Below are 24,389 nucleotides of genomic sequence, written 5' to 3'. Positions count from 1 at the left end.
GAAGGCCACACCGCAGTCACCACGGACCTTTTGCAATGGTGAACAATATGACCGATTTAACCGCGCAAGACGCAGCCGCATGGCAAACCCGCGATCACCTTGATGATCCGGTCATCGGCGAACTGCGCAACCGTTTTGGGCCGGATGCTTTTACCGTTCAGGCCACTCGCACCGGGATACCCGTTGTTTGGGTTAAGCGCGAACAGCTGCTCGAAATTGTCGACTTCCTGAAGAGGTTGCCAAAGCCTTACGTCATGCTTTTCGATCTCCACGGCATGGACGAACGTCTGCGTACGCACCGCGAAGGTTTACCTGCCGCGGACTTTTCCGTTTTCTACCACCTGATCTCAATAGACCGCAATCGCGATATCATGCTCAAGGTGGCATTGTCTGAAAACGACCTGAACGTCGCGACCATCACCAAACTTTTCCCGAACGCCAACTGGTATGAGCGTGAAACCTGGGAAATGTTCGGCATTACCTTTAACGGCCACCCGAACCTGCGCCGCATCATGATGCCGCCAACCTGGGAAGGCCATCCGCTGCGCAAAGACTACCCGGCGCGCGCCACCGAATTCGACCCGTTTGAGCTGACGAAAGCCAAGCAGGATCTGGAAATGGAAGCGCTGACCTTCAAACCGGAAGAGTGGGGCATGAAGCGCGGGACCGAAAACGAGGACTTCATGTTCCTCAACCTCGGCCCGAACCACCCGTCTGCGCACGGTGCATTCCGTATTATTCTGCAGCTTGATGGCGAAGAGATTGTCGATTGCGTACCTGACATCGGCTACCACCACCGTGGCGCTGAGAAGATGGGCGAGCGTCAATCCTGGCACAGCTACATTCCGTACACTGACCGTATCGAGTACCTCGGCGGCTGCGTGAACGAAATGCCGTACGTGCTGGCGGTAGAGAAGCTGGCGGGTATCACCACGCCGGACCGCGTGAACGTGATTCGCGTGATGCTCTCCGAACTGTTCCGCATCAACAGCCACCTGCTGTACATCTCGACGTTTATTCAGGACGTCGGCGCGATGACGCCGGTCTTCTTCGCCTTCACCGACCGTCAGAAAATCTATGACCTCGTTGAAGCGATTACCGGTTTCCGTATGCACCCGGCCTGGTTCCGCATCGGCGGCGTGGCGCACGACCTGCCTCGCGGCTGGGATCGTCTGCTGCGTGAATTCCTCGAGTGGATGCCGAAGCGTCTGGACTCCTACGAGAAAGCCGCGCTGCGTAACACCATTCTGAAAGGCCGCTCCGTCGGCGTTGCTGCTTATACCGCAAAAGAAGCGCTGGAGTGGGGCACCACCGGTGCTGGCCTGCGTGCGACCGGTATCGGCTTCGACGTGCGTAAATGGCGTCCATATTCTGGCTACGAAAACTTCGACTTCGAAATCCCGACCGGCGGTGGCGTTTCTGACTGCTACACCCGCGTGATGCTGAAAGTGGAAGAGCTGCGCCAGAGCCTGCGCATTCTTCAGCAGTGCCTCGACAACATGCCGGAAGGCCCGTTCAAGGCGGATCACCCGCTGACCACGCCGCCACCGAAAGAGCGCACGCTGCAGCACATTGAAACCCTGATCACCCACTTCCTGCAGGTTTCCTGGGGCCCGGTTATGCCGGCGCAGGAGTCCTTCCAGATGGTGGAAGCGACCAAGGGTATTAACAGTTACTACCTGACCAGCGACGGCAGCACGATGAGCTACCGCACCCGTATCCGTACGCCGAGCTATGCGCACCTGCAGCAGATTCCGTCGGCGATCCGTGGCAGCCTGGTATCAGACCTTATCGTCTATCTGGGTAGTATTGATTTTGTTATGTCAGACGTGGACCGCTAATTATGCACGAGAATCAACAACCACAAACCGAGGCTTTTGAGCTGAGTGCGGCAGAGCGTGAAGCTATTGAGCACGAGAAGCACCACTACGAAGACCCGCGTGCGGCGTCCATCGAAGCGCTGAAGATCGTTCAGAAACAGCGTGGCTGGGTACCGGACGGTGCGATTTACGCGATTGCCGAGGTTCTGGATATTCCGGCAAGCGACGTAGAAGGTGTGGCAACGTTCTACAGCCAGATTTTCCGCCAGCCGGTTGGCCGTCACGTGATTCGCTACTGCGACAGCGTGGTGTGTCACATCACCGGTTATCAGGGCATTCAGGCCGCGATTGAGAAGAAGCTCGACATCAAACCGGGTCAAACCACCTTTGATGGCCGCTTCACCCTGCTGCCGACCTGCTGCCTGGGCAACTGCGACAAGGGGCCGACCATGATGATTGATGAGGACACTCACAGCCATCTGACGCCGGAAGCCATTCCTGACCTGCTGGAGCAGTATAAATAATGAAAAATATTATTCTGACTCCCGAAACCCATCCGCTGACCTGGCGTCTTCGCGACGACAAGCAGCCGGTGTGGTTGGAAGAGTATCAGGCGAAAAACGGCTATGCCGGTGCGCGTAAAGCGCTCTCCGGGATGGCCCCGGACGAAATCGTCAACCAGGTCAAAGACGCTGGCCTGAAAGGGCGCGGCGGCGCGGGCTTTTCCACCGGTCTGAAGTGGAGCCTGATGCCGAAAGACGAATCCATGAACATCCGTTATCTGCTGTGTAACGCCGATGAAATGGAGCCGGGCACCTATAAAGACCGCCTGTTGATGGAACAGCTGCCGCACCTGCTGGTGGAAGGCATGCTGATCTCCGCGTTCGCCCTGAAGGCGTACCGCGGCTACATCTTCCTGCGCGGCGAATACATTGAAGCCGCGCAGCACCTGCGTCGTGCCATTGCGGAAGCCACCGAAGCGGGCCTGCTCGGGAAAAACATTCTCGGCACCGGTTTTGACTTCGAGCTGTTCGTGCACACCGGGGCAGGGCGCTACATCTGCGGTGAAGAAACCGCGCTGATTAACTCCCTTGAAGGCCGTCGTGCGAACCCACGTTCTAAGCCGCCATTCCCGGCGAGCTCTGGCGTATGGGGTAAACCGACCTGCGTCAACAACGTGGAAACCCTCTGCAACGTTCCGGCGATTCTGGCCAACGGCGTGGAGTGGTATCAGAACATCTCCACCAGTAAAGATGCCGGCACCAAGCTGATGGGCTTCTCCGGGCGCGTGAAAAACCCAGGCGTCTGGGAACTGCCGTTTGGCACCACCGCGCGTGAAATCCTTGAAGACTACGCTGGCGGCATGCGTGATGGCCTGAAATTTAAGGCCTGGCAGCCGGGCGGCGCAGGGACTGACTTCCTGACCGAATCGCACCTTGACCTGCCGATGGAGTTTGAAAGCATCGGTAAAGCGGGTAGCCGTCTGGGGACCGCGCTGGCAATGGCCGTCGACCACGAGATCGGCATGGTACCGCTGGTGCGTAACCTGGAAGAGTTCTTCGCCCGTGAGTCCTGCGGCTGGTGTACGCCATGCCGTGACGGCTTGCCGTGGAGCGTCAAAATTCTGCGCGCCCTTGAGCGCGGTGAAGGCCAGCCTGGCGACATCGAGACACTTGAGCAACTGTGTCGATTCTTAGGGCCGGGTAAAACCTTCTGCGCGCATGCGCCTGGTGCGGTTGAGCCGCTGCAGAGCGCCATTAAATATTTCCGCGAAGAATTCGAAGCAGGCATCAAGCAGCAGTTCAGCAACACCCATGCAATTAACGGGATTCAGCCGAACCTGCTAAAGACGCGCTGGTGATTCCCACAAACGCATTCAGGTTGCATCAAGGCGGCCAACGCAGAGGCAGCCTGAATGAGGAAGTGGTAACGATTTTTTAATTTGGAAGCACGCTAATGGCTACGATTCATGTAGACGGCAAAGAGTACGAGGTCAACGGAGCGGACAACCTGCTACAGGCATGTCTCTCTATGGGCCTTGATATTCCATACTTTTGCTGGCACCCGGCGCTTGGGAGCGTCGGTGCTTGCCGCCAGTGTGCGGTGAAGCAATATCAGAACGCGGAAGACACGCGTGGTCGCCTGGTGATGTCCTGTATGACACCGGCATCTGACGGCACCTTTATTTCTATTGACGACGCAGAAGCGAAGCAGTTCCGCGAGAGCGTGGTGGAGTGGTTGATGACTAACCACCCGCACGACTGTCCGGTCTGCGAAGAGGGCGGTAACTGCCACCTTCAGGATATGACCGTGATGACCGGCCATAGCTTCCGTCGCTATCGCTTTACTAAGCGTACCCACCGTAACCAGGACCTGGGGCCGTTCATCTCTCACGAAATGAACCGCTGCATCGCCTGCTACCGCTGCGTGCGTTACTACAAAGACTACGCTGACGGCACCGATCTCGGTGTGTACGGCGCGCACGACAACGTCTACTTCGGCCGTCCAGAAGACGGTACCCTGGAAAGCGAATTCTCCGGTAACCTGGTTGAAATTTGCCCGACCGGCGTATTTACCGATAAGACGCACTCCGAGCGCTACAACCGTAAGTGGGACATGCAGTTTGCACCAAGCATCTGCCAGCAGTGCTCCATCGGCTGTAACACCAGCCCGGGCGAGCGCTACGGCGAACTGCGTCGTATCGAAAACCGCTATAACGGTACCGTTAACCACTACTTCCTCTGCGACCGCGGTCGTTTCGGCTATGGCTATGTGAACCTGAAAGACCGTCCGCGTCAGCCGGTTCAACGTCGTGGCGATGACCTCATCACCCTCAACGCCGAGCAGGCGATGCAGGGCGCGGCGGATATTCTGCGTCAGTCGAAGAAAGTGATTGGTATCGGCTCTCCGCGCGCCAGCGTAGAAAGCAACTTCGCGCTGCGTGAACTGGTGGGCGCGGATAACTTCTATACCGGCATCGCCAAAGGCGAGCAGGAACGTCTGCAGCTGGCGCTGAAAGTGCTGCGCGAAGGCGGCATTCATACTCCGGCGCTGCGCGACATCGAATCTTACGATGCGGTACTGGTGCTGGGCGAAGACGTTACCCAGACCGGCGCTCGCGTCGCGCTGGCGGTTCGCCAGGCGGTGAAAGGCAAAGCGCGCGAGATGGCGGCGGCCCAGAAAGTGGCTGACTGGCAGATTGCGGCAATCCTCAACATCGGCCAACGTGCTAAACATCCGCTGTTTGTCACCAACGTTGACGACACCCGTCTGGACGATATCGCCGCGTGGACCTACCGCGCACCGGTAGAAGACCAGGCGCGTTTAGGCTTCGCCATTGCTCATGCGCTGGACAACAACGCACCGGCAGTTGACGGTATCGATCGTGACCTGCAGGGCAAGATCGACGTGATCGTTCAGGCGCTGGCCGGGGCGAAAAAACCACTGATCGTCTCCGGCACCAACGCCGGTAGCGCAGAAGTGATTCAGGCGGCGGCTAACGTGGCGAAAGCCCTGAAAGTCCGCGGTTCTGACGTTGGCGTAACGATGATTGCCCGTGCGGTGAACAGCGTTGGCCTCGGCATGATTGGCGGCGGCTCTCTGGATGACGCGCTGAACGAACTGGAAAGCGGCGCTGCCGATGCGGTTATCGTGCTCGAAAACGACCTGCACCGTCATGCGGCTGTCAGCCGCGTTAACGCGGCGCTGGATAAAGCCCCGCTGGTGATGGTGATTGACCATCAGCGCACGGCGATTATGGACCATGCACACCTGGTGCTCTCGGCGGCAAGCTTCGCTGAAAGCGACGGTACAGTCATCAACAACGAAGGCCGCGCGCAGCGCTTCTTCCAGGTGTATGACCCAAGCTACTACGACAGCAAAACCATCATGCTGGAAAGCTGGCGCTGGCTGCACTCGCTGCACAGCACCCTGGAAAACCGTCAGGTTGACTGGACTCAGCTGGACCACGTGATTGACGCAGCCGTCGCGGCGCTGCCGCAGCTGGCTGGCATCAAAGATGCTGCGCCGGACGCGACCTTCCGCATTAGCGGTCAGAAGCTGGCGCGTGAACCGCACCGCTACAGTGGCCGTACGGCCATGCGCGCGAACATCAGCGTTCACGAACCGCGTCAGCCGCAGGATAAAGACACCATGTTCGCCTTCTCGATGGAAGGGAACAACCAGCCGGGCGCGCCGCGCTCGCAGATCCCATTTGCATGGGCTCCAGGCTGGAACTCCCCGCAGGCATGGAACAAGTTCCAGGCGGAAGTGGGTGGCAAACTGCGTCACGGTGACCCTGGCGTACGTCTGATTGAAGCATCTGCCAACGGTCTGGATTACTTCACCACCGTACCGGCAAGCTTCCAGGCTGAAGCCGGGAAATGGCGCGTGGCCCCGTACTACCATCTGTTTGGTAGCGACGAGATGTCACAGCGCGCACCGGTGTTCCAGAGCCGCATGCCGCAGCCTTACCTCAAGCTCAACCCGGCGGATGCCGCGGCGCTTGGCGTAAACGAAGGTGCGAAGATGGCGTTCAGCTTTGATGGTCAGACGGTCACGCTGCCGCTGGTCATTTCCAGCGGGCTGGTGGCAGGGCAGGTTGGTTTGCCGATGGGCATGCCGGGCATTGCTCCAGCACTGGCGGGCGCGCGTCTTGAGAATCTGCAGGAGGCACAGCAATGAGTTGGTTAACGCCGGATCTGATTGAGATCCTCCTTAGCATCATCAAGGCCGTGGTCATCCTGCTGGTGGTCGTCACCTGCGGGGCGTTCATGAGCTTCGGCGAACGTCGCCTTCTGGGCCTGTTCCAGAACCGCTACGGGCCAAACCGCGTGGGCTGGGGCGGTTCGCTCCAGCTCGTTGCCGACATGATCAAAATGTTCTTTAAAGAGGACTGGGTTCCGAAATTTACGGACCGTATGATCTTTACGCTGGCACCGGTTATCGCCTTCACCTCGCTGCTGCTGGCCTTCGCCATTGTGCCGGTCAGCCCAAGCTGGGTGGTCGCCGACCTCAACATCGGGATCCTGTTCTTCCTGATGATGGCGGGCCTCGCGGTCTACGCGGTGCTGTTCGCCGGTTGGTCGAGCAACAACAAATACTCGCTGCTGGGTGCGATGCGTGCGTCTGCGCAGACCCTGAGCTACGAAGTGTTCCTGGGTCTGTCTCTGATGGGCGTGGTGGCGCAGGCCGGTTCATTCAACATGACCGACATCGTCAATAACCAGGCTCACCTGTGGAACGTCATTCCTCAGTTCTTCGGCTTCATTACCTTTGCGATTGCGGGCGTGGCGGTGTGTCACCGTCACCCGTTTGACCAACCGGAAGCGGAGCAGGAACTGGCCGATGGTTACCACATTGAATATTCCGGTATGAAATTCGGTCTGTTCTTCGTGGGTGAATACATCGGTATCGTCACCGTGTCGGCGCTGATCGTGACGCTGTTCTTCGGTGGCTGGCAAGGCCCGTTCTTACCGCCATTCATCTGGTTCGCGCTGAAAACCGCGTTCTTCATGATGATGTTCATTTTGATTCGTGCGTCGTTACCGCGTCCTCGTTATGACCAGGTAATGTCCTTCGGCTGGAAAGTGTGCCTGCCGCTGACGCTCATCAACTTGCTGGTAACGGCGGCTGTCATTCTCTGGCAGCAGCCATAAGGGGCTATAGACCATGACCTTAAAAGAATTACTCGTAGGCTTCGGCACCCAGGTACGCAGTATCTGGATGATCGGCCTGCATGCGTTCGCCAAACGCGAAACGCAGATGTACCCGGAAGAGTCGGTCTACCTGCCACCGCGCTATCGTGGCCGTATCGTGCTGACGCGCGACCCGGACGGCGAAGAGCGCTGCGTTGCCTGTAACCTGTGCGCGGTAGCCTGCCCGGTTGGCTGTATCTCTCTGCAGAAAGCAGAGACCAAAGATGGCCGCTGGTATCCGGAGTTTTTCCGCATTAACTTCTCACGCTGCATCTTCTGCGGCCTGTGTGAAGAAGCGTGCCCGACCACGGCGATTCAGTTGACCCCGGACTTCGAACTGGGCGAATACAAGCGTCAGGATCTGGTGTACGAAAAAGAGGATCTGCTGATTTCCGGTCCGGGCAAATACCCGGAATATAACTTCTACCGGATGGCGGGTATGGCAATCGACGGCAAAGATAAGGGCGAAGCAGAGAACGAAGCTAAGCCTATCGACGTCAAGAGCCTGTTACCGTAAGGAGAGGGGCAATGGAATTCGCTTTTTATATCTGTGGCCTGATTGCTGTCCTCGCAACCCTGCGAGTGATTACGCACACTAACCCGGTACACGCGCTGCTGTATCTGATTGTCTCGCTGCTGGCTATCGCCGGGGTGTTCTTCTCGCTGGGCGCTTACTTCGCCGGTGCGCTGGAGATCATCGTCTATGCGGGCGCCATCATGGTGCTGTTCGTCTTCGTGGTGATGATGCTGAACCTGGGCGGCGCTGAAATCGCCCAGGAACGTCAGTGGCTGAAGCCGCAAATCTGGATTGGCCCGGCGGTACTGTCCGCCGTGCTGCTGGCGGTGATGGTGTACGCCATCATGGGCCTGAACGACCAGGGTATTGACGGTAACGCTATCAGCGCCAAAGAAGTGGGTATCGCCCTGTTCGGGCCGTACGTACTGGCGGTTGAACTGGCATCGATGCTGCTGCTGGCAGGCCTGGTTGTGGCCTTCCATATCGGTCGTGAAGACCGCATGGGCGAAGTGCTGAGCAACCGCGCTGGCGATAGCGCGAAAAGGAAAACGGAGGAACACGCATGATTCCTTTACAACATGGGCTGATCCTCGCGGCGATTTTATTCGTGCTGGGTTTAACCGGTCTGGTTATCCGCCGCAACCTGCTGTTTATGCTGATTGGGCTGGAAATCATGATTAACGCCGCTGCGCTGGCCTTCGTGGTCGCCGGCAGCTACTGGGGCCAGACCGACGGTCAGGTGATGTATATCCTCGCCATTACCCTCGCGGCTGCGGAAGCGAGTATTGGCCTGGCGCTGCTGCTGCAGCTCCATCGTCGCCGCCAGAACCTGAACATCGATTCAGTAAGTGAGTTGCGCGGATGAACATGCTTGCCTTAACCATTATTCTGCCATTTATTGGCTTCGTTCTGCTGGCCTTCTCCCGCGGACGCTGGTCGGAGAATCTCTCCGCCACCGTTGGCGTCGGGTCGATTGGCCTCGCGGCGCTGGTCACGGCGTATGCTGGCATGGATTTCTTCGCCAACGGCAAGCAGGCCTTCAGCCTGCCGCTGTGGACGTGGATGTCCGTCGGCGACTTCAACATCGGTTTTAACCTGGTGCTGGATGGCCTGTCCCTGACCATGCTCTCCGTGGTCACCGGCGTCGGCTTCCTGATCCACATGTTCGCCTCCTGGTATATGCGTGGGGAAGAGGGCTACTCCCGCTTCTTCGCCTACACCAACCTGTTTATCGCGAGCATGGTCGTTCTGGTGCTGGCCGATAACCTGCTGCTGATGTACCTCGGCTGGGAAGGCGTGGGCCTGTGCTCCTATCTGCTGATCGGTTTCTACTACACCGATCCGAAGAACGGCGCGGCGGCCATGAAAGCCTTCGTGGTGACCCGTGTCGGTGACGTCTTCCTGGCGTTCGCGCTGTTCATTCTCTACAACGAACTGGGCACGCTGAACTTCCGCGAAATGGTTGAGCTGGCACCGGCGCACTTCGCGGCGGGCAACAACATGCTGATGTGGGCAACCCTGATGCTGCTGGGCGGTGCGGTAGGTAAATCCGCGCAGCTGCCGTTGCAGACCTGGCTTGCGGATGCGATGGCTGGCCCAACGCCTGTTTCTGCGCTGATCCACGCGGCGACCATGGTTACCGCCGGTGTTTACCTGATTGCCCGTACTCACGGCCTGTTCCTGCTGACGCCGGAAGTGCTGCATCTGGTCGGTATTATTGGGGCGGTAACGCTGGTGCTGGCAGGCTTTGCCGCGCTGGTACAGACCGACATCAAACGTGTACTCGCTTACTCCACCATGAGCCAGATTGGCTACATGTTCCTGGCGCTTGGCGTACAGGCATGGGATGCGGCGATTTTCCACCTGATGACCCACGCGTTCTTCAAAGCGCTGCTGTTCCTGGCGTCCGGCTCGGTGATTCTGGCCTGCCATCACGAACAGAACATCTTTAAGATGGGTGGCCTGCGTAAGTCGATTCCACTGGTGTATGCCTGCTTCCTGGTTGGTGGTGCCGCGCTCTCCGCGCTGCCGCTGATTACCGCTGGCTTCTTCAGTAAGGACGAAATCCTCGCCGGTGCGATGGCGAATGGTCATATCAACCTGATGGTGGCGGGCCTGGTCGGTGCATTCATGACCTCGCTCTACACCTTCCGTATGATCTTCATCGTCTTCCACGGTAAAGAGCAGATTCACGCCCACGCAGGGAAGGGCATTACCCACCACCTGCCGCTGATCGTGCTGATGATTCTGTCGACCTTTATCGGCGCGCTGATTGTGCCACCGCTGCACGGCGTACTGCCGGCAACGACCGAACTGGAACACGGCCGCGTGCTGACGCTGGAAATCACCTCGGGTGTCGTGGCGATTGCCGGGATCCTGATTGCCGCATGGCTGTGGCTGGGTAAACGCACGCTGGTGACCTCCATCGCCAACAGCGCGCCTGGCCGCCTGCTCGGAACCTGGTGGTATAACGCCTGGGGCTTTGACTGGCTGTACGACAAGGTGTTCGTGAAGCCGTTCCTTGGCATCGCCTGGCTGCTGAAGCGCGACCCGCTCAATGCCTTGATGAACATTCCGGCTATCCTCTCCCGCTTCGCAGGCAAAGGCCTGGTGCTGAGCGAGAACGGGTATCTGCGCTGGTATGTTGCGTCAATGAGCATCGGTGCCGTGGTGGTGCTGGCGTTGTTGATGGTATTGCGTTAATTCGTTGGGGAGGAGTTTCCTCCCCATGAAAATGTCGTGCTGTTTTCCTGTTCTGGCGGGCTTGTCGCCTCCGGATAGATTAATAAGGAAATGAATTGCCATGTTATTACCCTGGCTAATACTGATTCCCTTTATCGGCGGTTTCCTCTGCTGGCAGACCGAACGCTTTGGCGTGAAGATGCCGCGCTGGATCGCGCTGATCACCATGGGACTGACGCTGGCGCTTGGCCTGCAGCTGTGGCTGCAGGGCGGCTACTCACTCACCCAATCCACCGGTCTGCCGCAGTGGCAGTCTGAGTTCATCCTGCCGTGGATCCCACGCTTTGGGATAACGATTCACCTCGCGCTCGACGGCCTGTCGCTGCTGATGGTGGTGTTGACCGGTCTGCTGGGTGTGCTGGCAGTGCTCTGTTCCTGGAATGAAATCCAGAAATACCAGGGCTTCTTCCACCTCAACCTGATGTGGATCCTGGGCGGCGTTATCGGCGTGTTCCTGGCCATCGACATGTTCCTGTTCTTCTTCTTCTGGGAGATGATGCTGGTGCCGATGTACTTCCTGATCGCGCTGTGGGGCCATAAAGCCTCCGATGGTAAAACGCGTATCACGGCGGCCACCAAGTTCTTCATCTATACCCAGGCGAGCGGTCTGGTGATGCTGATTGCTATCCTGGCGCTGGTGTTCGTGCACCACGATGCGACCGGTGTATGGACCTTCAACTATCAGGACCTGCTGAAGACGCCAATGTCCCACGGCGTGGAATACCTGCTGATGCTGGGCTTCTTCATCGCCTTCGCGGTGAAAATGCCGGTGGTGCCGCTGCACGGCTGGCTGCCAGACGCGCACTCGCAGGCACCAACCGCCGGTTCCGTTGACCTGGCGGGTATCTTGCTGAAAACCGCGGCCTACGGTCTGCTGCGCTTCGCGCTGCCGCTGTTCCCTAACGCCTCTGCGGAGTTCGCGCCTATCGCCATGTGGCTGGGTGTGATTGGTATCTTCTACGGCGCATGGATGGCGTTCACGCAGTACGACATCAAACGTCTGATTGCCTACACCTCCGTTTCCCACATGGGCTTCGTGCTGATTGCTATCTACACCGGCAGCCAGCTGGCTTACCAGGGCGCGGTTATCCAGATGATTGCACACGGTCTGTCCGCAGCCGGCCTGTTCATTCTGTGTGGTCAGCTTTACGAACGTCTGCATACCCGCGACATGCGTCAGATGGGCGGTCTGTGGAGCAAAATTAAATGGTTGCCTGCGCTGTCACTGTTCTTCGCAGTCTGTACGCTGGGGATGCCGGGTACCGGTAACTTCGTCGGCGAATTCATGATCCTGTTCGGCAGCTACCATGTGGTTCCGACGATTACGGTGATTTCGACCTTCGGTCTGGTGTTCGCTTCCGTTTACTCGCTGGCGATGCTGCACCGTGCGTACTTTGGCAAAGCGAAGAGTGAAATCGCGGCAAAAGAACTGCCAGGGATGTCGCTGCGCGAGCTGTTTATCGTCCTGTTGCTGGTCGTGCTTCTGGTTCTGCTGGGCTTCTACCCGCAGCCGATTCTGGACACGTCACATTCTGCGATGAGTAACATCCAGCAGTGGTTTGTTAATTCTGTTTCAACTACAAGGCCGTAATTCGCCATGACAATAACTCCACAACAACTGATCGCGCTATTACCGCTGCTGATCGTCGGCTTGACGGTGGTGGTTGTGATGCTCTCCATTGCGTGGCGACGCAATCACTTCCTTAACGCCACGCTGGCGGTGCTTGGGCTTAACGCCGCGCTGGTTTCGCTCTGGTTTGTTGGCCAGGGCGGGGCCATGGACGTCACGCCGCTGATGCGCGTTGACGGCTACGCGATGCTCTACACCGGGCTGGTGCTGCTGGCGAGCCTGGCGACCTGTACTTTTGCCTACCCGTGGCTTGAGGGCTATACCGACAACAAGGAAGAGTTCTACCTGCTGGTGTTGATTGCCGCGATGGGCGGTATTCTGCTGGCGAACGCCAACCACCTGGCGGCGCTGTTCCTCGGTATTGAACTGATCTCGCTACCGCTGTTCGGCCTGATTGGCTACGCCTATCGGCAGAAGCGTTCGCTGGAAGCGAGCATCAAGTACACCATCCTGTCCGCCGCTGCGTCGTCGTTCCTGCTGTTTGGTATGGCGCTGCTGTACGCTGAATCCGGTAGCCTCTCCTTCGTGGCGCTCGGTAAGAGCCTCAGTGATAACATGCTGCACGAACCGCTGCTGCTGGCAGGCCTGGGGATGATGATCGTCGGCCTCGGCTTCAAGCTCTCTCTGGTGCCGTTCCACCTGTGGACGCCGGACGTTTATCAGGGGGCCCCTGCGCCGGTATCAACCTTCCTGGCGACCGCCAGCAAGATTGCTATCTTTGGCGTGGTGATGCGTCTGTTCTTGTATGCGCCGGTAGGCGACAGCGAAGCGGTACGCGTGGTGCTGGGCCTGATCGCCTTTGCCTCTATCATCTTCGGTAACCTGATGGCGCTGAGCCAGACCAACATCAAGCGTCTGCTCGGTTACTCCTCCATCTCTCACCTTGGCTATCTGCTGGTGGCGCTGATTGCGCTGCATAGCGGCGAGATGTCGATGGAAACCGTTGGCGTGTACCTGGCGGGTTACCTGTTCAGCAGCCTCGGCGCGTTTGGTGTCGTCAGCCTGATGTCCAGCCCGTACCGTGGCCCGGATGCAGAGTCTCTGTACGCCTACCGTGGTCTGTTCTGGCACCGTCCGATTCTGGCGGCGGTGATGACCGTGATGATGCTGTCTCTGGCCGGTATCCCAATGACCCTCGGCTTTATCGGCAAGTTCTACGTGCTGGCCGTCGGCGTCCAGGCACACCTGTGGTGGCTGGTTGGCGCGGTGGTTGTCGGTTCCGCGATTGGTCTCTACTACTACCTGCGCGTGGCGGTGAGCCTGTACCTGAGCGCACCGGAAAAACCAAACCGCGATGCGCCATCTAACTGGCAGTACAGTGCAGGCGGTATTGTGGTTCTGATCTCCGCGCTGCTGGTACTGGTGCTGGGTATCTATCCACAGCCGCTGATTAGCATTGTGCGACTGGCGATGCCGATGATGTAATCCATCGTCACCGATGTGAAAAAACCCCGCGACGCGGGGTTTTTTATTGCCGGATATCTAGTCGCACCACACCGGTTCGTTTTCACGAATGCTGCGGATGCTAGCGTGGATCTCTTCCGGCACGATACGAGTCAGGGAGAGCGGCGGCAGGTTGTCCGGGTCGACGTAGGCGATATCCAGCGATTCATGGCTAATGGCAAGCTCGCCGCCCAGCGTTTCACAGAGGAAAATCAGCTTATAGACATGCCAGGGATAGGGCGGATGCCCGTGCTGGTTGCGGTCCCAGACGCCGAGAAGGCGGCTTACTTTCACCTCAAGCCCGGTCTCTTCACGCACTTCACGCTCGACCGCTTGCGCAGGGCTATCGCCAATATCGGCCCAGCCGCCCGGCAGGCTCCAGCCTTTATCGTCAGATTCCTGAACCATCAACAGCTTGCCTTCATGCAGAATGATGGCGCGGACGTCGGTTTTTGGCGTGGCGTAGCCGGTGTCTACCTTATGCAGATTTTGCAGCGTGGCCTCCGGCAGGTCAAAGCGCGCGGTTAGCATCCGCTCGGCGATGCCCATCAGCTCCTCATATCGCTCTCGGTCATAGACGTCTTTGGTGTAGGTGAGTCCGGTCTGCGCCAGCGCTTGTAAACGTTGAGCAATGCGTGCAAGTTCATTATCGTTGAGTACTTCTGACATGCTTCCTCCCGTTGTGTTTTCCGGTAAAAATGCTGGAAAACGGTCTTTGTAGGATACCTGGCGCGGTCACTTGTCTGTTAAGGGGAATGAACATGCCACCTGGTAAATCCGGCTAAACGCTTCTATAGTCGAGACTGTTTCCCCGCAACAGGACTCACTAATGCGATTTAACGGATTGACCAAAGGCTTCTTTATTTTCATTCTCGCGCTCGTGACCTGGGCATTCTTCGATGTACTGTCGCCGTATTTCTCCGCCATTCTGTGGGCCGCGATACTCACCGTCGTCTTTAACCCGGTGAAAAACAAACTGCGCAGCGCACTGGGCGATCGTAACGGATTGGCGTCGCTGCTGACTATCGGCATTATCTGTCTGATCGTTTTTATTCCGTTGATGGTGATCCTCTCCTCGCTGGCGCTTGAGCTGAACGTGGTGTACACCAAGCTGCAGGAGAACAACACCCGTTTTCCGCAGGTGATAGCCAGCCTCTTCTCGCATCTGCCGCATTGGGCGCGCGGGTTCCTGATAGAACACAATCTCGATAACGTTGCGCAGATCCAGAAAAAACTCTCTGACGTCGCGCTGGCGGGTGGGCAGTACCTTGCTGGCAGCGCCTTCCTGATTGGTAAGGGGACGTTTGGCTTTACCATCAGCTTCGGCATCATGCTCTATCTGCTGTTCTTCCTGCTGAAAGACGGGCCGTTTCTGGTGCGCCAGATCCTCGACTCTTTACCGCTGACGGATATCGTTAAGCAGCACCTGTTTGCCAAGTTTGTCGGCGTCACGCGGGCGACGGTCAAAGGCACGGCGGTGGTTGCGGTGGTGCAGGGGACGCTCGGCGGCATAGCCTTTGCCATTGTCGGCATCGACGGCAGCGTGCTGTGGGGCGCGCTGATGGCGTTTCTCTCGCTGGTGCCTGCCGTAGGGTCGGCGATTATCTGGGTACCGGCGGCAATCTTCCTCTTCGCCACCCAGCAGGTGTGGCAGGGGCTGTTTATCGTCGGCTTCTTCGTGATTATTGTCGGGCTGGTGGACAATATTCTGCGCCCGCTGCTGGTGGGCAAAGATACCAAAATGCCGGACTACCTGATTCTTATCACCACCATTGGCGGCATGGAAATTTACGGTATCAACGGCTTTGTGATTGGCCCGCTGATTGCCGCGCTGTTCCTCGCCTGCTGGAACCTCTTCTCCGGGCGAGATCACGCCGGGAACGTCGAAGGGCTGGACGAAGAGTTTATTGAAGAGGGCAAAAGTCCGCCCGAGGCATGACGATCACGAAATAGCAAAAGGCGGCCTGAGGTCGCCTTTTTATTGTCACGAGAAATCAGGCGTTTCCTATAATTTCAATCATGCTTCTTGTTTTCAGGTAGTAGAAGGAACCGACAGGTGAGAATTGCCACAATAACCAACTGGGCCTACGGCGCGACGGTATGTCTGACGATTGTCTCCGGTATCGTCATGCTGATGGCCTCCAGTGCGGATAACGCCGAGCGGCAGGCGGTACAGCAGCGTCTGATGTTCGACCAACTCACGGATGAGGTCGACGGCGATGCCTGGTCGCTCTCTGACCTGGCGCGCCTGTACGTAGTGAGTAAAGACCCAGCGGTGTTGAGCGAATATCAGCAACGAGAGAAGCAGCAGGTTGAGATTGAACAGCGTCTGTCAAAGCTTAAAGACGCCGGTGCGACAGGGGAAGAGCTGGCGCTGCTGCATGAAGGGCTGGAGATTGTTGATGGGCTGCAGGATGAGCAGCAAACGGCGCTCGCCAATCTCGCACACGATCAGGCTCCGCTGGCCGTATCGCTGCTGTATGGCAAAGTCTACGAGCAGGAGCTTGACCGGGCGCAGGAACGCATGGACCATTTCCGCCAGATGCTCGATAGCCGGGCGCTGCGTGCGGTTCAGGAAGCGACCCGCGACTCCCGTATGCTGCGCACGCTGTCGGAGGTGATGGTAGGGCTGACGGCGCTGATGTTTTTATTCGTCCTCGGCTTTATTTTAAAACGCCGTGTGCTGCGCCCGGTGGTGCGGTTGAGCGACGTGGTACATCGCCTGGCCTCGCAGGACTATGCCGTGGAAACGCCGAGCTTTAACCAGATTGATGAAATTGGCGACATGGCGCAGGCGATCCGTATTTTCCGCGAGAACGGCCTGGTGCGGCAGCAGCTTGAACGGCAGCGCGATGCTGACTGGGCGATACGCGAACTGCTGGCGCGCATGACCCAGCGTCTGCAGGGCTGCGAGTGTTTTGATGATGTGGTTAACGTCGCCGAGCTTTTTGCCCCGAACATTGCGCCGGGCGTGGCAGGGCGCCTCTACATCCTCGACCGCGATCCGTGGCAGATGCGCTGCGTGGCGTCCTGGCTATCGCCGGAAGGCGAGCCGACGCCGTTCCACCCGGACGAGTGCTGGGCGGTGCGCCGCGGGCAGAGCCATCCGCCGGTGCACGGCGAACCGGATATCGGCTGCTACCATCTGCCGGAGTCATGCCTCGACCATACGCTGTGCGTCCCGCTGATTGCCCAGGGCGAGGCCATCGGCCTGCTCTCATTCCAGAATCTCAACGAACAGACCGCACCTTCCCGCGCCTACCTCGAACTGATGGCGGAAGCGCTTGGCCTGGCGTTAGCCAACCAGCGACTACGCGATGCGCTGCTGGAAAAAGCGCTCTACGACCCGCTGACCGGGCTGCGCAACCGTCACCATCTGGACGATATCCTGAATACTCAGATGAGCCGGGCGATTCGTAACGAAGAGCCGATGAGCTGTCTGATGATCGACATCGATCACTTCAAAAATATCAATGACCGCTTTGGCCACGAGGCGGGCGACGGTGTGATAAAAAGCGTCGCCTCCACCATTCAGCGCGTGGTGCAGGACCGAGGCTTAGCGTTCCGTTACGGCGGCGAAGAGTTTCTGGTGCTGCTGTACGACATGGACGATGAGGCCGCCAACCGCATCGCCAGCGAGATTTTCGACGGCGTGCGCGAACTGGTGCTGCGCTTTAGCGGTGCGGAGATTGGTCATGTGGATGTCTCCATCGGCGTGGCGAGCTACCCGCAGCATGCCCAGAGCGACAGTCTGCTGCGTGCGGCGGACGTGGCGCTGTACCGGGCGAAAGAACTAGGGCGTTCGCGGATCGTGAGCTTTGGGGCGCTGGCGGGGTAGGGCAGGTGAGCGTGGTTTTATAATAAAATGACGGCGGTATTTTTCAGGAATACCGCCTTATTTCTATTATATTTTATTGCTGGCGTTTGGTTGTTAATAATAGAAATATAATATCATGGAGTTCATTTCAAAATAATTCATCCGCAATGTTAATTATTTATATAATTAAAGTAACACATCGTGAAAATTGGCTGTTTTTAGTTCTCATAGACGAGTATTTACATATCATGATATAATGCGGAGGAAAAACGTGCAGATTATTAATCTGGCGTTAACGTAAATAAATATTTGAGGGGACTCTTCCAGTGGGACGTAAATGGGCCAATATCGTTGCTAAAAAAACGGCTAAAGACGGTGCAACGTCAAACGTATATGCAAAGTTCGGTGTAGAAATCTATGCTGCTGCTAAACAAGGCGAGCCAGATCCAGAATCAAACTCCGCGTTAAAATTCGTTATTGAACGTGCGAAACAAGCACAGGTTCCAAAGCACGTTATCGATAAAGCTATTGATAAAGCCAAAGGCGGCGGAGATGAAACCTTCGTAGCAGGGCGTTATGAAGGCTTTGGGCCAAGCGGTTCTATGCTTATCGCTGAAACGCTGACCTCTAATGTTAACCGCACGATTGCTAATGTCCGCAACATTTTCAATAAAAAAGGCGGGAACATCGGCGCAACGGGTGCGGTCAGCTATATGTTTGACAACACCGGTGTGATTGTATTTAAGGGAACAGACCCTGATAGTATTTTTGAAATTCTGCTTGAAGCTGAAGTGGAAGTTCGTGATGTCACCGAAGAAGAAGGTAACATCGTGGTTTATACTGAAGCGACCGATCTTCATAAAGGTATTGCCGCGCTGAAAGCGTCTGGTATTACTGAATTCGCGACCACCGAATTAGAAATGATTGCGCAATCAGAAATTGAACTGTCACCAGAAGATTTAGCCATCTTTGAAGGGCTTGTTGATGCTCTTGAAGATGATGACGATGTGCAGAAAGTCTATCACAACGTTGCCAACCTCTAATTATAGATTAAAGAAATCTGCCGTTATGGCAGATTTTTAAATTTATAAAGACGTTATAAATAACTATATCTAGCCAGATATAGTTATTGCCAAAAGCAGTTCTGAAAAGATTGCAAACAGCGGTTTACATACCGCTGTAAATGGCACTAAAGGGAAGATGTGACCCCACCTCACCATGCTATATATCCATCAACATATACTCCTCATAAAAAGGAAGCATAGCGATGTTGAGAGGTAAAAGAGCCGTAATCACTGGCGGCGGTGGGGGATTTGGTCAGGCGCTGTGCGTTTGGCTGGCACGAGAGGGCGTCGAGGTGATGTTCTCTGCGCGGCGTGTCGCTGATATTGAAAAGACCTGCAGCATTATTGCTGCTGAAGGGGGAAAGGCAACAGGCTATCTCTGCGATTTAACCCAGCCAGCCTCCATTTCTCAGTTTTCTTCGCAGCTTCTAAGCGCCGACAAGCCCATCGATATTTTGATCCTCAATGCTGCTCAGTGGCTGTCAGGGACAATGGACGATCAACCTAGCGCTGAAATCATCACGACCATCAGTTCTGGTCTGACGGGTTCCATTCTCCTCACTCAGACACTGCTTCCGGGAATAAGACGTTCAGAGAGTGCTGACATCGTCTCAATAATATCGGCATGCGGTATCCCGAATTTTACCGATTCCATCGCTCATCCTGCGTTTTTTGCCAGTAAACATGGACTGAGCGGTTTTACTACCAAACTCTCCAGACAATTATCCAAAGAAAACATACGGGTGACCGGATTATACCCACCAGACTTTGACGTTACTGGGTTAGACGCGTCTGTCGATACTCAATCCCGAATGGGGGAGAGTCTCATGGATGGACGTTCTATTTGGGAAACGATTTGCTTTGTGCTGACCCAACCTCGCAGTTGCCATATCGGTAGCATCTACTTTCAGGGGCCAACTCGCGAAGATTTGCAAGAATAGAGCCGTAATCTGGGTCTACAGTTAGTCTATCATCGAACCGAAAATTGCGCCCCGCCCGCCAGCATCAGTCGGTTAAGCAGGTGTTTTTTGATAATTTCCGCCAGCCGGGTAAACGCCGGTGCCATCGCCTCTTCATCAATGCTGGCAAACCCCAGCAGCAGCCCTTTGCGCCTTGGTGTGTCGGCAAAGTAGCGTGACAGGGGGCGCACCAGCAGCGCCTGCTGGTTGGCCTCCTGGGTAATGGCGAGGTCATCGGCATCATCGGGTAGCTGCAAAATGAGATGCAGCCCGGCGTTGCTGCTGAACTCGCCCAGATACTCTTTCCCCAGTTGTCGGGTAATCAGCGCGACCAGCGCGAGGCGACGGCGGCTGTAGAGCTGGCGCATTTTGCGGATATGGGCGGCGTAGTAACCTTCGCGAATAAACTCCGCCAGCGCGGCCTGCATCAGCAGGTGGCCCCCGCGATAGAGATCGCTATGCACCTTTTTTAACGCCGCCGCCAGTGGCACCGGCAGCACCATATAGCCGAGGCGGAGGGCCGGGTAGAGGGTTTTACTGAAGGTGCCGATGTAAATCACCGGGCTTGCCTCTTCGAGACCCTGAAGGGATGGGATCGGCTGCCCGGCAAAGCGGAACTCGCTGTCGTAATCGTCCTCGACAATCCAGCTTTGGGTTTTCCGCGCCAGCGCCAGCAGCTGCTGACGACGGCTCAGGCTCATCACCGAGCCTAGCGGGTATTGATGCGAGGGGGTGACAAAAATCATCCTCGGCGGCACCGCGTTCTCTTCTGCAGGCACCAGCCCCTCTTCATCCACCGCGATGGCGGAGAAATTCACCCCATTCATGCGCAGAATATTTTTGATGCCCCAGTAGCCCGGTTCCTCCACCCAGGCCTGGTCGCCCGGGTTGCATAAGGTACGCGTCACCAAATCCAGCGCCTGGTGGATCCCTTCGGTTATCAGAATCTGGTCCGGGGAGCAGCGCACCCCGCGCGCCGTGCGCAGGTAATCGGTCAGCGAGGCTTTCAGCTCGGCCACGCCGCCGTAGGCATCGTAGGTCAGATACTGCGGCAGCGGCTGGCGGGCGAGGCGATCCTGAATTTTTTTCAGTGCGCGATGCGGGAAGAGGGTGACGTCGGGGACGCCCGGCACAAATGCGCCCCACTGGCGCGGGCTGGCGCTGGCGTTGCCCAGCAGCGTCTGGCCGCGTTCCGACAATTGGACGCTGAGCGCCTGCTGCGGCGGGGCCGACGGCGGCGCCTTTCGCTGGACCAGATTGTCCAGCACGCTCTCGCTGACAAAGGTGCCGCTGCTGGTGCGGGCCGAGATATACCCCTCCGCCTGAAGCTGCTCATAGACGCGCAGCACGGTGTTACGCGACAGCGCCAGCTCGTTGGCCAGATCCCGGGAAGGAGGGATACGGGTGGCGGGCTTCAGGCTGCCTTCCAGAATGCAGCTGCATATCGCCGCATAAAGACGACGATGTAATTTCTCACCGGTCTGTTGCGAAAATGCCTGCGTGATCACATCTACAGCAAGAGAACGCATTTGGATCCTTAAAATAAAACGTTTTGGCTCTCGATTAGAGTACCAGATGATGAATAAATAGCAGTGAGATGTATTCACAGACTTATAAAAAAAGGATGAGGCAACACTATGAGTAATAAAAACCTGCATCAACGTCGCCTAGCCGCCACCCCACGTGGCGTGGGCGTGATGTGCGATTTCTTCGCGCAGTCCGCTGAGAACAGCACCCTGACGGACGTGGAAGGTCGCCAGTTTATTGATTTTGCTGCCGGCATCGCGGTACTCAACACCGGTCACCGCCACCCGCGCCTGGTGCAAGCCGTTGAAGCGCAGCTGCAGGCCTTTACCCATACCGCCTACCAGATTGTCCCTTACGAAAGCTATGTCACCCTTGCCGAGAAGATTAACGCCGCGGCTCCGGTGGGCAGCAACGCGAAAACCGCCTTCTTCACCACCGGTGCCGAAGCGGTAGAGAACGCGGTGAAAATTGCCCGCGCCCACACCGGCCGACCGGGCGTTATCGCCTTTGGCGGTGGCTTCCATGGCCGCACCTACATGACCATGGCCCTGACGGGCAAAGTGGCCCCTTATAAAAAAGGCTTTGGCCCCTTCCCGGGCTCGGTATTCCACGCGCCTTATCCTTCCGCGCTGCACGGGATCACCACCGAGGATGCGGTAAAAGCCATCGAACGCCTGTTTAAGGCCGATATTGATGCTGAGCAGGTCGCCGCCATTATCTTCGAACCTATCCAGGGGGAAGGGGGCTTTGTCGTGGCTCCGCCAGATTTCGTCGCGGCAATTCGTCGCATCTGCGATAAGCACGGCATTGTGATGATTGCCGACGAAGTACAAAGCGGCTTTGCCCGTACCGGCAAGCTGTTCGCCATGGACCACTACGCGGACAAACCAGACCTGATGACCATCGCCAAAAGCCTTGCGGGCGGTATGCCGCTCTCCGGCGTGGTGGGCAAAGCCGAAATCATGGATGCACCAGCGCCTGGCGGCCTGGGCGGTACTTATGCGGGCAACCCGCTCTCCGTCGCGGCTGCGCTGGCGGTGCTGGATATTATTGATGATGAGAAACTATGCCTGCGTGCCGATGCGTTAGGCGAACGCCTGCGTGTTACCCTGAACGATGCCCGTGAATACGCGCCGGGTCTGGCAGAAGTGCGTGGTGTAGGTTCGATGATTGCCGCAGAGTTTACCGACCCGACAAGCGGAGAACCGTCAGCCGAACTCGCTCAGCGCGTGCAGCGTAAAGCGCTGGAGCAGGGGTTACTGCTGCTGACCTGCGGCCAGTATGGCAACGTGATCCGCTTCCTCTATCCGTTAACCATTCCGGAGTTCCAGTTCACCCAGGCGCTGGAGATCATCAAAAACGCCCTGAAGGACTGACGAACCGCCACGTTACCCTTGCTTTCTGCACAAGATGGATATCTTTAGTGCCGTGGTACTTTGCTCATCCGAGCACCGACGATAGCCATCCGTATCGTCGGTTTTTTTATTAAAAAATCCGATTTCACTGTTGAGGTAAACGATGAAAACGCTGTCGTTTCTGAATAATGATCCCGACTCCGCATGGAATATCTTTATTGCCCAGGTTGAGCGCGTGCTGCCGTATTTAGGTGAACTGGAGAGCTGGGCCGACACGCTGATCCGCCCCAAACGCGCGCTGATTGTCGACATTCCGCTGGAGATGGAAGATGGCACCGTGCGCCATTTCGAAGGCTATCGCGTACAGCACAACCTGTCCCGTGGGCCGGGTAAGGGCGGGGTGCGCTACCACCCGGACGTCACCTTAGAAGAGGTGATGGCGTTATCCGCCTGGATGACCATCAAATGCGCAGCGCTGAATCTGCCTTTCGGCGGTGCTAAAGGCGGTATTCGCGTTGACCCTGGCGAGCTCAGCAAGAAGGAGCTGGAACGGCTGACCCGCCGCTATACCAGCGAAATCGGCCTGATTATTGGGCCACAGCAGGACATTCCGGCGCCGGACGTGGGCACCAACGCGCAGGTGATGGCCTGGATGATGGACACCTACTCGATGAACGTCGGCTCTACCACCACCGGCGTGGTCACCGGCAAACCTATCCACCTTGGCGGCTCTTTGGGGCGCGTTAAGGCCACCGGGCGCGGGGTCTTTGTCACTGGGATGGCGGCGGCCAAACACATTAACCTCGATATTACCGGCGCGCGTATTGGCGTGCAGGGCTTTGGTAACGTCGGCAGCGTCGCCGCGCAGTTGTTTGCCAGCGAAGGGGCGAAGGTCATCTCCGTGCAGGATCACTCCGCCACGCTGTATGACGCTTCCGGCATTGATATTGATGCGCTTATCGCCTGGCAAACCGCCAACGGCAAGATAAAGGGCTTCCCGGGTGCGGCTGACGTCAGCCCCGATGCTTTCTGGCTGTACGACTACGATATCGTGATCCCCGCCGCGCTGGAGGGCCAGATTACAGCCCAACGCGCCGAAGGTCTTTCATGCCGCCTGGTGCTGGAAGGCGCGAATGGCCCGACGGTGCCGCAGGCCGATGACATCTTGCGCGAACGCGGCATTATCGTGCTCCCGGACGTTATCTGTAACGCGGGCGGCGTGACGGTGAGCTACTTTGAGTGGGTGCAGGATTTCTCCAGCTTCTACTGGTCAGAAGACGAGATTTATCAGAAGCTGGATAAAATCATCCTCAACGCCTTTGATGATGTGTGGAATAAATCGCAGCAGCTGAAGATCTCGCTGCGCACGGCGGCGTATGCGATTGCCTGCGAGCGTATTCTTACCGCGAGGAAAGAGCGCGGGATTTACCCGTAATCTCTGTTTGCTGGTAGCGCGGAATCAAGCCCGATGACGTTTTCGTATCGGGCTTTAACCATGTTACGACAGCATGATTTTCATTCAGTTTTGCGAGCGTTCTTCCAGCAACCCGTATTGCTCAGCCCCGTTAAGCGCAGTATCCTGTTGTTGTACCTGCAAAATCAGGTGCTGGGATTGGAACCCTGAACTAACTTCATCGACGACATAAAGCGCGTAGCGCTATTTTTATGTCGTGCGCTTAGTCACATCTCAATGGTGGGCCAGCGGGGGCGTCGAAAGACGCGCCGGTGTCGATGAGGCCGGTAGTTCCAACCCCGTCTGGTTCCACCACCAATGAGATTGGAACCTCAGGTGGTGGGAGATAATATCACTCATCGGAGG

19 protein-coding genes are annotated in these 24,389 nt (G+C 57.1%); 17 read left to right on the top strand and 2 right to left on the bottom strand.

Features of this window, described 5'->3' with window-relative positions:
* Positions 1-35 precede the first annotated feature (35 nt).
* The 11 genes from nuoC (at position 36) to nuoN (ending at position 13,830) form a co-directional block, all read left to right on the top strand.
* Positions 36-1,841 carry an NADH-quinone oxidoreductase subunit C/D gene (gene nuoC, locus V6944_RS03005; protein WP_115073849.1) on the top strand — a complete coding sequence of 602 codons (1,806 nt, stop codon included), beginning with the start codon at positions 36-38 and terminating at the stop codon, positions 1,839-1,841.
* Between the two features lie 2 nt (positions 1,842-1,843).
* Complete coding sequence (gene nuoE, locus V6944_RS03000) at positions 1,844-2,344, top strand: NADH-quinone oxidoreductase subunit NuoE (protein WP_035892483.1); 501 nt, start codon at positions 1,844-1,846, stop codon at positions 2,342-2,344.
* The gene (gene nuoF, locus V6944_RS02995) at positions 2,344-3,681 is read left to right on the top strand and encodes an NADH-quinone oxidoreductase subunit NuoF (protein ID WP_115073851.1); all 1,338 of its coding nucleotides are present in this window, start codon (positions 2,344-2,346) and stop codon (positions 3,679-3,681) included. The genes nuoE and nuoF overlap by 1 nt, the downstream gene beginning before the upstream one ends.
* Positions 3,682-3,776: 95 nt before the next feature.
* Positions 3,777-6,503, top strand: coding sequence for an NADH-quinone oxidoreductase subunit NuoG (gene nuoG / locus V6944_RS02990; RefSeq protein ID WP_333497824.1), 2,727 nt, complete (start codon positions 3,777-3,779; stop codon positions 6,501-6,503).
* Complete coding sequence (nuoH, locus tag V6944_RS02985; protein WP_185666812.1) at positions 6,500-7,477, top strand: NADH-quinone oxidoreductase subunit NuoH; 978 nt, start codon at positions 6,500-6,502, stop codon at positions 7,475-7,477. Before nuoG ends, nuoH begins: the two co-directional genes overlap by 4 nt.
* A gap of 13 nt (positions 7,478-7,490) precedes the next feature.
* The gene (gene nuoI, locus V6944_RS02980) at positions 7,491-8,033 is read left to right on the top strand and encodes an NADH-quinone oxidoreductase subunit NuoI (RefSeq protein ID WP_333497823.1); all 543 of its coding nucleotides are present in this window, start codon (positions 7,491-7,493) and stop codon (positions 8,031-8,033) included.
* Positions 8,034-8,044: 11 nt separating this feature from the next.
* Positions 8,045-8,599, top strand: a complete 555-nt coding sequence (nuoJ, locus tag V6944_RS02975; protein WP_185666813.1) for an NADH-quinone oxidoreductase subunit J — start codon at positions 8,045-8,047, stop codon at positions 8,597-8,599.
* Complete coding sequence (gene nuoK / locus V6944_RS02970; RefSeq protein WP_035892477.1) at positions 8,596-8,898, top strand: NADH-quinone oxidoreductase subunit NuoK; 303 nt, start codon at positions 8,596-8,598, stop codon at positions 8,896-8,898. The genes nuoJ and nuoK overlap by 4 nt, the downstream gene beginning before the upstream one ends.
* A complete protein-coding gene (gene nuoL, locus V6944_RS02965) occupies positions 8,895-10,736 on the top strand; it encodes an NADH-quinone oxidoreductase subunit L (RefSeq protein WP_333497822.1) in 1,842 nt (613 codons plus the stop codon). The genes nuoK and nuoL overlap by 4 nt, the downstream gene beginning before the upstream one ends.
* A gap of 100 nt (positions 10,737-10,836) precedes the next feature.
* Positions 10,837-12,366 (top strand): NADH-quinone oxidoreductase subunit M, encoded by a 1,530-nt coding sequence (nuoM, locus tag V6944_RS02960; protein WP_185666815.1) that lies wholly within the window; start codon positions 10,837-10,839, stop codon positions 12,364-12,366.
* Between the two features lie 6 nt (positions 12,367-12,372).
* Entirely contained in the window at positions 12,373-13,830 is a 1,458-nt protein-coding gene (gene nuoN, locus V6944_RS02955; RefSeq protein WP_333497821.1) for an NADH-quinone oxidoreductase subunit NuoN, read from the top strand.
* A gap of 57 nt (positions 13,831-13,887) precedes the next feature.
* Here the strand turns inward: nuoN and V6944_RS02950 are convergent, their stop codons facing one another.
* A complete protein-coding gene (locus V6944_RS02950) occupies positions 13,888-14,517 on the bottom strand; it encodes an NUDIX hydrolase (protein WP_333497820.1) in 630 nt (209 codons plus the stop codon).
* Positions 14,518-14,677: 160 nt separating this feature from the next.
* Between V6944_RS02950 and V6944_RS02945 the strand changes: the two genes are divergently transcribed.
* The 4 genes from V6944_RS02945 (at position 14,678) to V6944_RS02930 (ending at position 19,670) form a co-directional block, all read left to right on the top strand.
* Positions 14,678-15,787, top strand: a complete 1,110-nt coding sequence (locus V6944_RS02945) for an AI-2E family transporter (protein ID WP_333497819.1) — start codon at positions 14,678-14,680, stop codon at positions 15,785-15,787.
* A 117-nt stretch (positions 15,788-15,904) separates the two neighbouring features.
* Positions 15,905-17,686, top strand: a complete 1,782-nt coding sequence (locus V6944_RS02940) for a diguanylate cyclase (RefSeq protein ID WP_333497818.1) — start codon at positions 15,905-15,907, stop codon at positions 17,684-17,686.
* A 305-nt stretch (positions 17,687-17,991) separates the two neighbouring features.
* Entirely contained in the window at positions 17,992-18,708 is a 717-nt protein-coding gene (locus tag V6944_RS02935) for a YebC/PmpR family DNA-binding transcriptional regulator (RefSeq protein WP_333497817.1), read from the top strand.
* A 224-nt stretch (positions 18,709-18,932) separates the two neighbouring features.
* Positions 18,933-19,670 carry an SDR family oxidoreductase gene (locus V6944_RS02930; RefSeq protein ID WP_333497816.1) on the top strand — a complete coding sequence of 246 codons (738 nt, stop codon included), beginning with the start codon at positions 18,933-18,935 and terminating at the stop codon, positions 19,668-19,670.
* Between the two features lie 29 nt (positions 19,671-19,699).
* Here the strand turns inward: V6944_RS02930 and pdxR are convergent, their stop codons facing one another.
* Positions 19,700-21,217 (bottom strand): MocR-like pyridoxine biosynthesis transcription factor PdxR, encoded by a 1,518-nt coding sequence (gene pdxR / locus V6944_RS02925; protein WP_333497815.1) that lies wholly within the window; start codon positions 21,215-21,217, stop codon positions 19,700-19,702.
* 108 nt (positions 21,218-21,325) lie between these two features.
* Here pdxR and puuE point away from each other — a divergent pair, with 108 nt between their 5' ends.
* Together puuE and V6944_RS02915 are read left to right on the top strand one after the other, a co-directional pair.
* Complete coding sequence (gene puuE / locus V6944_RS02920) at positions 21,326-22,591, top strand: 4-aminobutyrate transaminase (protein ID WP_333497814.1); 1,266 nt, start codon at positions 21,326-21,328, stop codon at positions 22,589-22,591.
* A 142-nt stretch (positions 22,592-22,733) separates the two neighbouring features.
* Complete coding sequence (locus V6944_RS02915) at positions 22,734-24,005, top strand: Glu/Leu/Phe/Val family dehydrogenase (RefSeq protein WP_333497813.1); 1,272 nt, start codon at positions 22,734-22,736, stop codon at positions 24,003-24,005.
* Positions 24,006-24,389: the final 384 nt, after the last annotated feature.

The sequence above is a fragment of the Kluyvera sp. CHPC 1.2972 genome (assembly GCF_036759925.1).
Classification (GTDB): Bacteria; Pseudomonadota; Gammaproteobacteria; order Enterobacterales; family Enterobacteriaceae; genus Kluyvera.
This window is presented reverse-complemented; position numbering and strand designations above follow the sequence as displayed.

What these genes read in the sequence shown, in the direction of transcription:
- nuoC (WP_115073849.1), top strand. Translation starts at nt 36, where the DNA reads ATGGTGAACAATATGACCGATTTAACCGCGCAAGACGCAGCCGCATGG.
- nuoE (WP_035892483.1), top strand. Translation starts at nt 1,844, where the DNA reads ATGCACGAGAATCAACAACCACAAACCGAGGCTTTTGAGCTGAGTGCG.
- nuoF (WP_115073851.1), top strand. Translation starts at nt 2,344, where the DNA reads ATGAAAAATATTATTCTGACTCCCGAAACCCATCCGCTGACCTGGCGT.
- nuoG (WP_333497824.1), top strand. Translation starts at nt 3,777, where the DNA reads ATGGCTACGATTCATGTAGACGGCAAAGAGTACGAGGTCAACGGAGCG.
- nuoH (WP_185666812.1), top strand. Translation starts at nt 6,500, where the DNA reads ATGAGTTGGTTAACGCCGGATCTGATTGAGATCCTCCTTAGCATCATC.
- nuoI (WP_333497823.1), top strand. Translation starts at nt 7,491, where the DNA reads ATGACCTTAAAAGAATTACTCGTAGGCTTCGGCACCCAGGTACGCAGT.
- nuoJ (WP_185666813.1), top strand. Translation starts at nt 8,045, where the DNA reads ATGGAATTCGCTTTTTATATCTGTGGCCTGATTGCTGTCCTCGCAACC.
- nuoK (WP_035892477.1), top strand. Translation starts at nt 8,596, where the DNA reads ATGATTCCTTTACAACATGGGCTGATCCTCGCGGCGATTTTATTCGTG.
- nuoL (WP_333497822.1), top strand. Translation starts at nt 8,895, where the DNA reads ATGAACATGCTTGCCTTAACCATTATTCTGCCATTTATTGGCTTCGTT.
- nuoM (WP_185666815.1), top strand. Translation starts at nt 10,837, where the DNA reads ATGTTATTACCCTGGCTAATACTGATTCCCTTTATCGGCGGTTTCCTC.
- nuoN (WP_333497821.1), top strand. Translation starts at nt 12,373, where the DNA reads ATGACAATAACTCCACAACAACTGATCGCGCTATTACCGCTGCTGATC.
- V6944_RS02950 (WP_333497820.1), bottom strand. Translation starts at nt 14,517, where the DNA reads ATGTCAGAAGTACTCAACGATAATGAACTTGCACGCATTGCTCAACGT.
- V6944_RS02945 (WP_333497819.1), top strand. Translation starts at nt 14,678, where the DNA reads ATGCGATTTAACGGATTGACCAAAGGCTTCTTTATTTTCATTCTCGCG.
- V6944_RS02930 (WP_333497816.1), top strand. Translation starts at nt 18,933, where the DNA reads ATGTTGAGAGGTAAAAGAGCCGTAATCACTGGCGGCGGTGGGGGATTT.
- pdxR (WP_333497815.1), bottom strand. Translation starts at nt 21,217, where the DNA reads ATGCGTTCTCTTGCTGTAGATGTGATCACGCAGGCATTTTCGCAACAG.
- puuE (WP_333497814.1), top strand. Translation starts at nt 21,326, where the DNA reads ATGAGTAATAAAAACCTGCATCAACGTCGCCTAGCCGCCACCCCACGT.
- V6944_RS02915 (WP_333497813.1), top strand. Translation starts at nt 22,734, where the DNA reads ATGAAAACGCTGTCGTTTCTGAATAATGATCCCGACTCCGCATGGAAT.